The organism is Massilia sp. H6, assembly GCF_024802625.1.
Lineage (GTDB): Bacteria > Pseudomonadota > Gammaproteobacteria > Burkholderiales > Burkholderiaceae_D > Telluria.
In genome coordinates, this window is the sequence record NZ_CP103371.1 from 599,954 (window position 1) to 614,413 (window position 14,460).

At 64.1% G+C, this 14,460-nt stretch carries 9 protein-coding genes; 3 read left to right on the plus strand and 6 right to left on the minus strand.

Translation table 11 applies throughout. From position 1 onward, the window contains the following. Positions 1–20 precede the first annotated feature (20 nt). The 3 genes from NRS07_RS02625 to NRS07_RS02635 all read right to left on the minus strand — a co-directional run bounded on the left by NRS07_RS02625 (position 21) and on the right by NRS07_RS02635 (position 6,265). A complete protein-coding gene (locus tag NRS07_RS02625; protein ID WP_373889881.1) occupies positions 21–2,732 on the minus strand; it encodes a cation-transporting P-type ATPase in 2,712 nt (903 codons plus the stop codon). A gap of 145 nt (positions 2,733–2,877) precedes the next feature. After that, the gene (locus tag NRS07_RS02630; protein WP_259210889.1) at positions 2,878–5,310 is read right to left on the minus strand and encodes a TonB-dependent siderophore receptor; all 2,433 of its coding nucleotides are present in this window, start codon (positions 5,308–5,310) and stop codon (positions 2,878–2,880) included. Between the two features lie 235 nt (positions 5,311–5,545). Then, on the minus strand, positions 5,546–6,265 hold the full coding sequence (locus NRS07_RS02635) for an autoinducer binding domain-containing protein (RefSeq protein WP_259210890.1): 720 nt from the start codon (positions 6,263–6,265) through the stop codon (positions 5,546–5,548). A gap of 125 nt (positions 6,266–6,390) precedes the next feature. Between NRS07_RS02635 and NRS07_RS02640 the strand changes: the two genes are divergently transcribed. Continuing rightward, complete coding sequence (locus NRS07_RS02640) at positions 6,391–7,638, plus strand: alpha/beta fold hydrolase (protein WP_259210891.1); 1,248 nt, start codon at positions 6,391–6,393, stop codon at positions 7,636–7,638. 5 nt (positions 7,639–7,643) lie between these two features. Here NRS07_RS02640 and NRS07_RS02645 read toward each other — a convergent pair whose 3' ends face one another. Both NRS07_RS02645 and NRS07_RS02650 read right to left on the minus strand, forming a co-directional pair. Continuing rightward, positions 7,644–8,420, minus strand: coding sequence for a spermidine synthase (locus NRS07_RS02645; RefSeq protein WP_259210893.1), 777 nt, complete (start codon positions 8,418–8,420; stop codon positions 7,644–7,646). A gap of 118 nt (positions 8,421–8,538) precedes the next feature. Next, entirely contained in the window at positions 8,539–9,702 is a 1,164-nt protein-coding gene (locus tag NRS07_RS02650) for a GGDEF domain-containing protein (RefSeq protein WP_259210895.1), read from the minus strand. A gap of 506 nt (positions 9,703–10,208) precedes the next feature. On the opposite strand from NRS07_RS02650, the gene NRS07_RS02655 reads away from it, so the two are divergent. Next, a complete protein-coding gene (locus NRS07_RS02655) occupies positions 10,209–11,759 on the plus strand; it encodes a hypothetical protein (RefSeq protein ID WP_259210897.1) in 1,551 nt (516 codons plus the stop codon). Here the strand turns inward: NRS07_RS02655 and NRS07_RS02660 are convergent. Beyond that, the gene (locus tag NRS07_RS02660) at positions 11,746–13,563 is read right to left on the minus strand and encodes a phosphoethanolamine transferase (RefSeq protein ID WP_259210899.1); all 1,818 of its coding nucleotides are present in this window, start codon (positions 13,561–13,563) and stop codon (positions 11,746–11,748) included. The two genes, NRS07_RS02655 and NRS07_RS02660, sit on opposite strands and share 14 nt — an antisense overlap. 379 nt (positions 13,564–13,942) lie before the next feature. On the opposite strand from NRS07_RS02660, the gene rpsL reads away from it, so the two are divergent. Further along, positions 13,943–14,326, plus strand: coding sequence for a 30S ribosomal protein S12 (gene rpsL, locus NRS07_RS02665; RefSeq protein WP_259210901.1), 384 nt, complete (start codon positions 13,943–13,945; stop codon positions 14,324–14,326). Positions 14,327–14,460: the final 134 nt, after the last annotated feature.

A 14,460-nucleotide genomic window follows, 5' to 3' on the forward strand; every position in this document is an offset into this window, starting at 1 on the left:
ACGCCGCCGCGGCCAGCCGCTCAGCTGGCCTGTCCGTGCGTTGCCCGGTTGATGGCAACCAGGCGCAGCCTGATCTGCTTTTCTGCTTCGATAATGGCAAACAGTGCAACGCCAATGCCAACCACCAGCAGGCCGTCCGAAACGGCGATCGAGGCAGTCCCGAAAATGCCTTGCAGTGGCGGGTAATAGGTCACCCCGAACTGCGCCAGCGTGACCACCACCACCACGGCCCATACGACCCTGGTGCCGCGCACGGCTTGCCAGGTCAGCGAGGTTCCGTAGATGTTGCGGATGAAAAACAGGTGGAATATTTCCATGACCACCAAGGTGTTGAGGGCGAGCGTGCGCGCCAGCTCCGTCGAATAACCGCGCCCGATGGCATAGGTAAAAATGCCATAGACGCCGGCCAGGAACAGCACCGACACCAACACGATATGCCAGACCAGTGTTCCGCTTAACAGCGGCTCGTCGCGGGCCCGTGGCGGACGGCGCATGGTGCCTTCTTCGGTCGGCTCGAACGCCAGCGCGATCCCCAGCGTAACGGTCGTGATCAGGTTGACCCACAGAACCTGCACCGCCGTGACGGGCAGCGTCATGCCAAACAGAAGGGCGACGACGATCGTCAGGGCTTCGCCGGCATTCGTGGGCAGGGTCCAGCTGATCACCTTCTTGATGTTGTCGTACACCGTCCGTCCTTCGCGAATGGCGGCGGCAATGGTGGCGAAGTTATCGTCCGTCAAGACGATCTCGGCAGCTTCCTTGGCCGCTTCGCTGCCTTTCCTGCCCATCGCAATGCCCGCGTCGGCGCGCTTGAGTGCAGGCGCGTCGTTGACGCCGTCGCCGGTCATCGCGACCGTCATGCCATGCGCCTGCAGGGCCGTTACCAGGCGCAGCTTGTGTTCGGGACTGGTGCGCGCGAAGATGTCGCAGTCCATCGCCGCCTGGCCGAGGTTATGGTCGTGTATGCCATCGAGGTCGGCGCCCGTCAGTACCCGCCCGGCGTTGCGCAGCCCGATCTGTCGGGCGATCGCCGCCGCAGTTTGCGCATGGTCGCCGGTGATCATCTTGACGCGAATACCGGCGCGATGGCAATCGGCCACCGCCGCGATGGCTTCCGCGCGGGGCGGGTCGATCATGCCCACCATGCCGAGCAGAGTCAGCGCGCCTTCGAGCCCGGCCAGTTCGAGCACGTTGGCGTCGACTTGAGCCGCCTTCTGCGCCAGGGCCAGCACCCGCTGCCCTTGCCCGGCGACCAGGTCGGCCTGCCCGGTCCAGTAGGCGGTATCGAGCGGCTCGGCCGCGCCATCTGCGCCATGCTGGAACCGGCACATCGACAAGATCTGCTCGGGCGCGCCTTTCACGAACACGCACGCATGGTGTTCGCGATCATGGTTCAAGGTTGCCATGAAACGGTGCCTGGCATCGAACGGGATGGCGTCGGTGCGCGGCCACGCGGCGTGCGTGCTGCTCGCTTGCATGCCGAGTTTTCCTGCAAAAGCCAGGAGCGCCGCTTCCATCGGGTCGCCTTCGGCCTGCCAGACGCCTTCTGTCTCATGCAGCGCCGCATCGTTGCACAGCACCGCGGCGCGGGCCAGCTCTTCCAGCACGGCATGGTCGGCTGGCGCCACGGTTGCATCGTCGAGCAAGAGCCTGCCTTTCGGCGCGTACCCGCTGCCTTCCACGACGAACCGGTGCCGGTGCGTGATCACCGATGCCACCATCATCTCGTTGCGGGTCAGCGTGCCGGTCTTGTCGGTGCAGATGACCGAGACCGAGCCGAGCGTTTCGATTGCAGGCAAGCGCCGCACGATGGCATGGTGCCTGGCCATCGCTTGCACGCCCAGGGCCAGCGTGATGGTCAGCACGGCCGGCAAGCCTTCCGGAATGGCGGCGACGGACAGCCCGACCACCGCCATGAACATTTCGTCGAAATCATGGTGGCCAACGAAATAGCCATAGACGAGTAATAGCGCAGCGAGCAACAGGATCAAGACGGTTAGCCACCTGGCAAACACGCCCATTTGCGCGACCAGGGGAGTCGTCAAGGTTTCCACCTGCGCCAGCAAACCGCTGATGCGCCCGATCTCGGTTGCGCTGCCAGTCGCCACCACGACGCCCTTGCCTTGCCCGTGGGCCACCAGGGTCCCGGAAAATGCCATGCAGGCGCGGTCTCCCAGCGCCGCGCCGGCCGCCACCGGCTTGAGCTGTTTTTCGGACGGAACCGATTCGCCAGTCAGGATGGCTTCTTGGAGGGATAAGCCGTGGGCACTGACCAGGCGCAGGTCGGCAGGCACCTTGTCGCCCGCCTCGAGCAGTACGATGTCGCCTGGCACCAGTTTGTCCGCCTCTATGCCCACGCGGGTGTTGCCACGGATCACATTGGCATGGGGTGCCAGCATATCGCGCACGGCGCTCATTGCCTGTTCGGCCTTGCCTTCCTGAACGAAGCCGATGGCGGCGTTGGCGAAAACGACTGCCAGGATCACACCGGTATCGATCCAGTGCCCGAGCATCGCGGTAAGCACTGCGCAGCCCAGCAGCACGTAGATCAGGATGTGATGGAACTGCCGCAGGAAGCGAAGCAAGGCATTGCTGCGGGCCGCTTCCGGGAGCCGGTTTGCGCCGTAGCGGGCAAGGCGTGCGTCGGCCTCGCTCTGGCTCAGCCCGGAATGCGAGGTCTTGAGCTGCTGGAAAATTTCTTCTGGCGGCATGCAGTGCCATGCGGCCTGCATGCCAGTTCGGGTGTCATCGTTCACGATGCGGCTCCATGGAGACGTCCCATGTATGACCGTGCAGATGACCTACAGTGCCGTGCGCCGGCAAATATCCCGCTACTGCGCGATGCCAGGTGGCATCGCGGAGCTTACGGCGGCAGGATCAGAACGCGTAATCCACCTTCGCGTACATCGACCGCCCATTGATGCCGAACGGGCAGGTCTCCCAGCAGTGGGTGAAGCCCAGCTGCGGGAACGGCGCTGCCTTGACCGGATCCCACTTGGTCGGGTAGGTGTCGAACAGATTGTTGATACCCGCGGACAGGCTCAGCTTCTTGTTGACGTTGTAGCGGCCGGTCAGGTCGACGATCCACTTGGCTTCCCAGGTCTGGATGAAGCCGGGGGTGAAGCCCTGGCCTTCGACTTCGCCGAAGTAGTTGGCGCGCACGGTGGCGTTCCATGGGCCGGTCGTGTAGTCGGCTGCGACCACGTGGTGCTGGCGCGGCTGGCCTTTCTCGATCAGGGTCACTTGCGTGTCGTCGAACAGCTGGGTGCCGGTCAGCACCGCCGACTGCGATTTGCGGTCTTTTACTTCGGTGCGGTTGAAGCCGAGCTGGCCGGACAGCACCAGGGTCGAGCCGGTACCGCGCGTGGTGTGCTGCGCCACCAGGTCAAAGCCCGTGGTCGAGGTATCGATCGCATTGGTGAAGAACTGCGCCTGGCCCACGCGCAGCGGATCGAGGATCGCCTTGATCGGGCAGGCCGCGGCCGTCGGGCAGGCGCCCGACTCCGGTGCGATATTGCTCGAGAAGACGATGCGGTCGTCGATGTTGGTGCGGTATACGTCGGCCGTCACCGAGAAGTTCGAGGTCGGGCGCAGGATCATGCCGACACTGGCGCTTTTCGAGGTCTCTTCTTGCAGCGGTGCGATGCCGAAGGCGCGGGTCACGGCGCTGTTCTCGCGCGCGGTCAGCGTCTCGGTCAGCACGCCAGCCGAATTCAGGTTGGTCGACACCGAGCTGTAGAAGCGCTGCTGCACGCCTGGTGCGCGAAAGCCGGTCGAGGCGGAGCCGCGCAGGCCGATGGTGCGCGACGGATCGTAGCGCAGGCTCAGCTTGCCGATGGTGGTGTTGCCAAAGTCCGAGAAGCGCTCGTGGCGAAGCGCCGCGCCGGCCGACAGGGTGTCGCCGAACTTGCGCTCGAGGTCGAGGTAGTAGGCGGTGCTGTGGCGGCCGTCGTCGACTTCGGTGCCCGGCGTGTAGCCTGGGAAGCCCTGGATGCCCGAGGCAGCGATGCCGCCATTCTGGTTGCGGATGACGAGGGCCGGGTTGTTGGTGCGGCCGTACTGGTAAGAGACCGGCTCGCCGGCGACGATCTGGTAGTTGTCCTGGCGCCATTCAAAACCGGTGCCGATGTACAGCGGGCCGCCGGCGAAGTCCAGCGAACCCTTGAAGTCGAGGTTCAGCGTGGTCTGGTCGAACTTCAGCTTGCCGGTGTCGGCGGCCAGGGGCGAACTGCCGTTCTCGTAGAAATAGCTGACGTTGATCGAATTGCGCTCGTGGAAACCGAGTTCGCTGCGGCCATGGTTCACGCTCAGGTCCACGCTCCAGTCGGTCGACAGGTCGCGCTTGAAGCCGATCGCGAGCGAGGCATCCTTGACGGTGGTGATGATGTTCGGCAGGAAGCCGTTCGGGTAGACCGACGGCACATTGCGCGAGTCGCCCGCCGAGCGGTAAAAGCCCGACGAGTCGCCGGTGCGCTTGGAAGCGCCGCCGAAGGCATACAGTTCGCCGCCGCCGACCGGCAGCGCAGCGTTCATCCACAGGTAGCCATCCTTGGCCAGCGAGTCGCCAATGCGCTGTGTTACGCGCGGTGGACTCACGCGCAGCGAATCGACGCCGGCGCGATTGGTTTCGTTGCGGCGACGGCCTTCGAGCGACAGATTCAGGTAGCCACCGTCGGTACCCAAGGCCATGCCCTTGTGCGCACTGGCGGTATAGGTGTCGCCGTCGCCTTCGCTGGTGGTGCCGGCGCTGGCGCTGACCAGGGTGTCGGTGGCGCCCTTCTTGAGCACGATGTTGATCACGCCGGCAATGGCGTCCGAGCCGTACTGGGCGGCGGCGCCGTCGCGCAGCACCTCGATCGAAGCGATGGCGGACAGGGGAATGGCGTTGATGTCGGTGCCGGCGGAGCCGCGGCCAATGGTCTGCTGCACATTGACCAGCGCCTGCTGGTGGCGGCGCTTGCCGTTGACTAGCACCAGCAGCTGGTCGGGGCCGAGGCCGCGCAGGGTCGCCGGGCGGATGATGTCGGTGCCGTCGCTGATGAAGGTCGTCGTGAAGTTGAACGATGGGTCGAGATCCTGCAGCACCTTGCCAAGTTCGAGCGAGCCGGCCGACTGCAAGTCTTTCGCGCTGATCAGGCCAACCGGCACCGCGGTGTCCAGCGCGGTCTTGGCCTGCGTCCTGGACCCCAGTACCACGACCTTCGACATTTCAGTGGTGTCGGTCGCCGCTTCCTGTGCAAACGCCGAGGCCATCGCCGAGACCAGTGCAGTTGCCAGCAATACCCGTTTCTTCGGTTGATTCACCATCATGTTCCCTTTGTAGTGTTAAATCGCCATCAAAAAATCGTGTCCCCTATAACTACAGCTTCTTGATTCTGTACAAATATTTCTGTAAGTACAATAGTCAGCTGTGAAATACGCAACACTTTTGGTGATTTAGCTGATTTATCTGGTGATCGAGGGTCAGCAGTTAGCATGTTTCTGAAACTTTTCCGAACCAGGGATGAGCGGTCGGCACGCTGTCGCCGGCGGCGGCCGGGCAGCGTTAGAGTAGCCCGAGCAGCGCGGCCTTGACGACGCAGGCGGTCTTGTTGGCCGCGCCCAGCTTGGTCATTGCATTGGCGACGTGGAAGTTGACAGTGCGCTCGGACAGGCCGAGGATATCGGCGGCCTCGCTGGAGGTCTTGCCGTCGGCCATCCAGCGCAGCACTTCGGCTTCGCGCGCGGTCAAGGCTACCGCCGCCTCCAGTCGGTGCAGGCGCGCCATCGATTCGTGCGTGGCGTGGGCCAGCCAGGACATGCTGCCTTCTCGATGGCGCAGTTCGGGTTCCAGGATGGGGTCGTGCGAGCGGGCCAGGGTCAGCATGCCGGTGCCGCCATCGGCGGTGCGCGAGGCCTGGGCCCAACCTACCCGCAGGTGGTGGCCGCGCGCGTCTTCCCACAGTGGACGGGCAGCCGCGAACAGCGCTTCGCTCCACATGATCGGCAGCAGCGAGCTGGCGCCATGGGCCACGGTCGGGTCGACCGCCAGGTAGGCCTGGCTGGCATAGCGCGCCTGCCAGGCAGCCGAATAATTGTTGAACATGACGGTGCGCGTACTCGATAGCGGCATGCGCAGTCCGTAGGCGCAATAGTCGAAGCCGAGATCGCGCGCGGCGCCGACAACGATGGCATGCAGGCTCGCCGCGTCCGGCGCCTGCGCCATGTTCGCAAGGCAGTCTTCGCGCCAGCCGAGCGCTTGCCCGCTTATCCGTTCGTCTTTCATCGCCCCTCCATCTGCCTGCTGTCAGTTCTTACAGTTCCGATGCCGCCGTGCGCTCAGTAGAATGATCGCCACCAGCCATTCTCTCTTTATGTGACTGGAATAACAACTACTTCCAGGAGACGCTCGTGCACCCTTTACTTTCCTACCGGGGCCGCATCGCGGCCGCCATGCTGGCGCTGGCGCTGTCCGGCACGCTCGAAGCAGCGTCGCCCGCACCAGAGATGCTCAAGGTCGGCGACTACCAGGTACAGGTGGCCACGCTCGGCGCGGGCAGCTATACCGTCATCCTGGAAGCCGGCTTCGGGCGTGACCTGGGCGTGTGGCGCAACGTGGCGCCGGCCCTGGCAGCTTCGGCGAAAGCGATGGCCAAGGTGGTGGCCTATTCGCGCGCCGGCCATGGCAAATCGGACCCGCGCCCCGGGGCGCCGACCATAGCCGCGCGCACCAACGAACTCGAACAGCTGATCGCCACCGCCGGCTTGACTCCCCCCTTCGTGCTGGTCGGGCATTCCTACGGCGGCTTCCTGATCCGTAGCTTTGCCGCCCGCCATCCGGAGCAGGTGGCCGGCATGGTGTTCGTCGACCCGAGCGATGAGAGCTTCAACCTCGAACTGCGCAAGCTCGATGCGGCCGCCGTCGACCAGGACAGCAAATTGACCGAGCAATTCATGCCGCCCAAACTCCATGCCGAGCTGCGCAGCGTGCAGGCGGTGCTCGATAGCGGCAAGCTGCCCTTCGCCGGCGCGCTTCCAGATGTGCCGGTGGCGGTACTGACCTCGGTCCAGAAGCGCGCGCAGCCGCAGCTCTTTCTCGAGACCCCGGCCGCAGTGCAGGTCTGGCGCGGCCTGCATGAGCGCTTCTTCCGCAATTTCAGTAACGGCAGCCATATCGTGACGGCCGAGAGCGGGCATAACATCCATCAGGAGCAGCCCCAGCTCGTGGTCAGCGCCGTCGAAGGCGTGATCGCAGCAGCCGAAGCTGCCCGCGTCAAGCGGGTACGCGAGGCGGCCAGGGCGGAACTGCTGCGCCGCCTGGAGCAGGGCGCATCCGACGCCGAGTTGGCAAAGGCACTCGAGATGAGCAGTTTGGGCGAAGCCGAGGTCAACCGCCTCGGCCACGAGCTGCTCGGGCCGCGCCAGCTGCCGCTGCTCGCGGAGCGCCTGATGAAGGCAAACGCCGGCAAATACAGCTTGTCCGACAACGTGCAGGATAGTTATGGCGTAGTGTTGCTGGCAACCGGGCATCCGGCCAAAGCCAAGTCCCAGTTCATGAAGGCGATTGCGCTGGCCCAGGCGCAGGGCAAGGCAGACAAGGCGGTGGCAGGCTACCGCGCCAACCTGGTCAAGGCCGATCAGGCGCTGGGATTACTGTAATTTTGCTAGGCATGGTCTTGCATCCAGTCCTTCAGGCCGTCGACCCAGCGGTTGGCCGGCAGGTTCAGGCGCCGCTTGAGCTGGGCGGCGCGCTCGTACAGCAGCGAAAAATCGAGCTGGGGCGCATCCTTGAAGGCGAGAACCACGATATTGGCGTCATGCACCTCGGGTAGCCAGACCACCGCGTCAAACACCTCTTGCATGGTGGCCAGGTTGGTGTCGTAGCGGTTGACGTCCCCAAACACATTGGCGGTCATGATGCCGTCCGGCGCCAGGCAGTCGTGGCAGCCCTGGTAGAACTCGCGCGAATCGAGCACCGGGCCGCGCGCCTCCTGGTCGTACAAATCCACCTGCAGCACATCGGCCTGGCCGTGATTGCGCGAATCGAGCACGAAGTCGAGCGCGTTGGTCTCGCGCACGTCCAGGCGCGCGTCGTTCCCGGGCAGGCCGAACAGCGCGCGGCAGATCGCGATCACGTTGGGATTGAGTTCGGCCGCCGTCACGCGCGCGTCGGGAAAGCGCGTGCGACAGAACTTGGTCAGCGCCGCGCTGCCCAGGCCCAGCTGCACGATATGCCGCGGCGCGTCCTTGAACAGCGTCCACATCATCATCAGTTGCACGTATTCGAGCTCGATCGCATCCGGCTTGGCCAGGCGCATGGCGCCCTGCACCCACGAGGTGCCCAGATGCAGAAAGCGCACGCCATCGAATTCGTCGATGGTGGCGGGCGGGTGGCCCGGCTGGGCGAAGCGGGGATCGATGCGGGCGTACGAGGGTGGCATGGCGGCGAACGGGAAGTGAACGTCGATGTTACCAGAGCCGCCGGGTATTCTTCGGGCAATCTAGGGCAGCGCCGGCAGGATCAGGCTCACGGCCAGGGCGCCGCCAGCCGGCCCTGGCCTAGGCCGTGTTGGGGGCTTCCCATTTAGCCGCGTGGACGCGATTGCGGCCACTACGTTTGGCAGCGTACATCAGCTCATCGGCGAAGGCGATCAAGGCCTGGCTGGCAATTTCTGGCAGGGAGGAAGACAGCTGCGCGCCAACCACGCCGAAGCTTGCCGTGGTAGTGAGCTTGACCTCGCCGTGCAGGCTGGTGGTTGTGGCAAGGCATGCGCGCATGCGCTCGGCAAGGGCCTGGCCATCGGCCAAATGGGTGTCGGGCAGGATCAGCAGGAATTCCTCGCCGCCGTAGCGCACCACCGTATCGTTGCCATGGCGGGTCATCGACAGCAGCAAGTGCGCGAAGTCCCGTAGCAGCGTATCGCCGGCCTGGTGGCCATGGGTGTCGTTGATGGCTTTGAAACCATCCAGGTCGCACATGATGATCGTCAGCGGGGCCTCGCGGCGGCGGGCGCGGTCGATTTCACGTTGGAGCAGGCCGGCATCGAGATGGCGCCGGTTGAAGGCACCCGTCAGGGGATCGCGCAAGGACTGGTTGATCAGGATTTTCTGGGTCCAGTACTGGCGGCGCGTCGAACGTGCGTCGCGGCGCGCGGCAATGGCGCCGAACAGGTTCGCGAGCAGCAGGAGCATTGCCATGGTCGACAGGTGGCGCGGGCTGAGCGTGCCAGAGGCGTGCATGAGAGCCAGAAATCCGACGCTCGCGCTGACTGCGACGATGCTAGCGTTGACCAGGCGGTTCGGAATGAACAGGTACACGATGATCAGCATGATGGCCATCGACATGCCGTGCAGAAGCGGCTCGCCCCGCAAATATGCGACCAATAGGAACGAAAGCATCGCAAGACTGGCAAATACCGTGGCTGCGCGATACGCGATGGGGCCTGGATTGGCGCTGCGGCGGGTCAACACGATGCCGGCCAGGGCCACCACGGCAATGGTGAGACGCAGTACGAACAATGCCAGTGTCTGGGTGCTGTGGCCCAAGTGGGCCATATCGGCAAACGCGAATGCCAAGTAGAAGATCCCGCAAAACGACAGCGAACGTGTCAATTCTTTCCGGATGGCGCCGCCCTGGTCGTGCAGGAACGCCGACTCGAGTGTGGGCGATGTGAATTCGCCGCGCCAGAGGGCGAGTGCACCGGGAGACTGCAGCTTGGACATGAAATACGGCGCACATTGGGTGGGAGCCCGACTGTAAGCGACATACTTATTGCTGTAAAGAATTTCGTTGACGACCTATGCGACAGGTGTATCAATACTGCATCAACTCATTGGTCAGCCGAAAAATTCCGTTGCACGGGAAGGCATCCCGAGTGCGGCGAAGCGCCCATTGACCCTGGCGTAGGTGCACAATCCGTGCCCTCAACTTGAGCGTTGTTAAGTCTTTGATCGGCGACGAAACGGGCCGTTTAAGAAGGCTGTCCGAAGTGTCCACGACAGGTGTCCGTACGTACGCGGGCACGGCGCTAGGCACCGCCGTGCACCGTAGGGGCCGTCATTCAATTCACTTCTGCCGCTCGTGCTTCTGCCTGGTCACCTCAGTTGATTCCGGCTGTGTGACAAAGCTTGAATATTCGGTGTTGACGCGCTGTTAAGATGCCGCGTCGATGCCGTTTTTCCTGCCCATGCCTTTCAAGTTCGCTTCCATCTTTCGCTCGCTGATGAGAATGCTGCCAGACGCACTTGAGCCCGCCGCTCGCCGCGAACCGCCGTCGTATTTCTTCACGCCGGAAGAAATCGGGCGCCTGCACCGTGCCGGGCTGGACGAGCGCAGCGCGCTCGACGACCAGACCTGGGAGGACCTGCTGCTCGAAGCCTACCAGGAGAAGCTGGCCCAAGGCAGCAGCATTTTCGGGCGTCAGATGCTGCACCGTCGCCTGCGCGCCGGCCTGGACGACGCCGAATGCGTGGCCCTGGGCGAGCGTCTGCGCGGCTTGCTGGCCGACCCTGCGCGGGTGGATGCGCTGGAGGCGGCCTTGCTGCCGCTACGCCATGCCGAGACCGAGATCACCGGACTACTGTACGGCGGTGAGCCGCCACCGGCGCCATTCTGGACGCCGTATGTATTGATGTTGCCGCTGCTGCTGCTGATGTCCCTGGCCCTGCTGGCAACGCAGCCGCTCGGCTGGATGGCGACGATCGCCGCCCTGGTCCCCCTGATGGCGCTGCAGATCAGCTATCACCACCGCATCGAGCTATGGACGACCACCCTGAACAGCCTGGGCGCGCTGTTGGCAAGCAACCGCAAGCTGGCGGAACTCGGCGGCCCGCTGCTGGAGCCCTTCGTCGACGCGCGGGACCCTGCCGCGCGCCTGCACAAGCGCGTGGGGCGCTCGGTGCTGATGCGCATGACCCCTGGCGCTGCCTACGCCAATTGGTTCGGCGCATGGAACGTGCGCCACTACTGGAAGACCATGGGTGTTGTCCATGCATCGCGCGCGTTCCTGCGCGATGTCTACCTGCGCTGCGCTGCGCTGGAGGCCGATGTGGCGTTGGTGCGTCACCTAGGTGGATGGGAGCACTGGTGCTGGGCCGAGCGCACGCCGGCGCGTACGCTCCACATCAAGGGCGGCGTGCATCCGCTGATGGAACTGCCTTTCCCGTTGTCGGTGCAGCTGGATGGACGGGGCGCCTTCGTCTCGGGCCAGAATGCCTCGGGCAAGAGCACGTTACTGCGCATGGTGGGCTTGAACCTGGTAACGGCGCGTGCCTTCGGCTTTTGCTACGCGACGGCAGCGCGCCTGCCGGCGGTGCCGGTGCGGGCCAGCATGCAGAACGAGGATTCGCTGCTCGGCGGCGAAAGTCTGTATATGTCGGAACTGCGGCGCGCGCACGAACTGCTGGCAGCCAGCGGCGCGCCGGCCGGTATCTGCCTGGTGGACGAGGTCTTCCGCGGCACCAATCACCTCGAGTCGGTATCGGCCGCTTGCGCGGTGCTGGAAGCCTTGTGCGCGCGCGACTTGGTACTTGTCTCGTCGCACAACCTGGTGCTGGCGCGCCTGCTGCACGGCCAGTTCGACCCCTTCGTCATCGATACGTCAAGCGGCTGCCCGGTGTTGACGCCTGGCGTGCTGCTCAACCCGAACGGCATCGCGCTGCTGGCCACCCAGGGCTTCGGCGCCGGGATCGAGGGGCGGGCGGCCGAGGTGGCGCGCTGGCTGACGGCGCACCTGGTGGAACCGGAAGCGGCAATTGCCGAAAGTCTCAATACCGCTTGAGCGGCTTGCCGCGCGCAATCACCTCGCGGCAGTCGCCGCGCATGGTGGCGTCGTCGTAATCGGTCCAGCCATAGCTGTCGACGTAGCGCTTGTGGCGCGTGAGTGCCGGGCTCACGAAGCTCCATGCCAGGCGTTCTCCCGGGTAGCGGATGTCGGCCATGTCGAGCGCGGTATGAAACATGTTCTCGGTCGAGAGCCTGGCCTTGCGGTGGCGCTGCAGCTGCGCCACCTTGGCCGGGAAGCGGTCGGCATAGGCATCCGAATACCAGACAAAGGCCGGGATGTGGAATTCGTACTGCGTGTTATGCCCGTGGAAAGCGATCCTGCACGACTTGTCGTACAGCGTCTGGCCATGGTCGGCCACGTACATCAGCGACGACGGCACGCTCGACTCCTTGAGCATTCCAATCACGCTCGACAGGAACCAGTCGGTGTACAGGATCGCACTGTCATAGCTGTTGTTGATCTGCGGCTCGAGGCGGTCGTCGGTATAGTCGGGTTTGGCGATCGCGGAGAGCGAAGGCTGCCAGCGGTCGAATTGCTTCGGATAGCGGTGCGCATAGTTCCAGTGGCTGCCCAGCGTGTGCAGCACCACCAGCACTTTTTGCGACGGATCGGCGATCGCGCGCTGTAGCGGGGCCAGCAGCACCTCGTCGTGGTTCGAGGCGCCAGAAAAACTGCCCAGGTTCAGGAACTGGACATCGTCGGCTTCCTTGGCGAACACCGACACCGGCGTGTCGAACTTGCCGAACGAGACCTGGTTCGAGATCCAGAAGGTCTTGAAGCCGGCTTCGCGAAAGGCCGAGAGCATCGATTTTTCCGAGAAGCCGTCTTTCAGGCTCTGCATCGCGGGTTTGCGCGAAATGATCACCGGGACCGACAGGCGGGTCGCCGACACCGGCGTGATCACGTCTTCCAGCATGACGAGATTGGTCTCCTTGGCCAGCAGCGGATTGGTCTGGCGCCCGTAGCCGTTCAGGCTCCAGCGGTCGAAGCGCGAGGATTCGCCCAGCACCAGCACCACCACCTGCGGACCGTCCGCCCCAGGCTGCTGGTGGGCGCCAAAGCGAAAGGCGGCGCTGCGCCGGTTCAGCTGCGCCAGGTAGATGCGTTCTTTATAGAAGTCGACGCCGCGCGCACTCATGCCAAAGGGCCAGGAGCGCGAGAAGATGTCCAGGTCGAAGGGCAGCCGGGCCCAGTGCGGCAGCGCCGGTGGCTGGTCCGCCGATGTCGCGGCCACGCTGGCAGACGCAGACGCAGACGCAGCCGGCGCCTGCGCCACGCCATATTTGCCGCCATAGGCCAGCACCGCCGCGCAGGCGCCCAGCGCCGCCAGCACCACCCAGCGCGAGCGGTCGTTCCAGTCGAAGTCGCGGCTGCGCCAGGCCACCACCCAGGTCGAGCCAAACCACAGCAGCACTGCCATGATGGCCGCGCCGAGCAGCCAGGCTTTCCCGCCCAGGAATTCGAGCGCCTCGCTGGGGCTGGTCTCGGCGATGACGCCAAGGTGGTGGGTCGAGATGCCCTGGCCGTAATAGGTAATAAGATAGAGCTCGGTCGGCAGCGCCAAAAAAGCCGGCAGCAGCGCCCAGTGAAACCAGGCCGGCCGCTTGCACAGCGCCCAGGCGGCGATCCAGGCGAACAGTCCGGCGCCGAACAGATGCCAGGGAGAATCCGGCGCGTCTACCGGCGTGCCCAGCACGCGGCCGGCGAACGGCATGGCCGACAGCACCGCATAGCTCAGCAGCAGATAAAGGTTGGCAGGGCGCAGCAGCGCAGCGGGCAGCAGTTGCAGGCGGGACATTGAATTTGCGGCTAGAAAAGCGACTATTATGCGCACTTTAGCGGCAACCGTCTTTATCGGCAGAAATGTAAGCCGCTGCCAGCCCGGCCCGGGCAGCGCCAGCCGAAATTTGTAGCAGGCTGGCCACATTCGACCCGGCAAACCGGCGTGCGCCGGCCCGCATCGGCCCGCCAAGCCAGCAAAGCGGTTGACCGCTTGCCCTATCCGGCCTATACTCGTGAGTTCTCGAATTTATTCTGCACATCGTATACGCATTCGCAGCCGCTCCTTCGGTGAGTGGCTTTCGTCGCCTGCGCTGTAAAAGGACTCGGGACTAGGTTTCAGTCCCCGGACACATGGTCCGGGTCATCAACTGTAGTACTTTGTTGGATTAGGAACGATGCCAACCATCAATCAACTGATTCGCAAGCCGCGCGTTGCCGCGGTTGTGAAGAGCAAGTCGCCGGCACTGGAAAACTGCCCGCAAAAGCGCGGTGTCTGCACCCGTGTGTACACCACGACTCCAAAGAAGCCGAACTCGGCTCTGCGTAAAGTCGCCAAAGTTCGCCTGACCAACGGTTTCGAAGTCATTTCGTACATCGGCGGTGAAGGCCACAACCTGCAAGAGCACAGTGTTGTCCTGCTGCGCGGCGGTCGTGTCAAGGATTTGCCGGGTGTGCGTTACCACATGGTTCGCGGTGCACTGGATACCCAGGGCGTCAAAGACCGTAAGCAGGCTCGCTCGAAGTACGGCGCCAAGCGTGCCAAGGCTACGAAGAAGTAATAGCGGAGCTGCAATACGCGGTCTCGTTACATCGAGGTCATCTATAAAAGTTAAGTTGAGCCGGCCGTCAGGCCGAGTAAGTGAGTGGTCATGATGGCCCTCGCGAGTGCTCTCAAGGCACTCAACTGAAGATA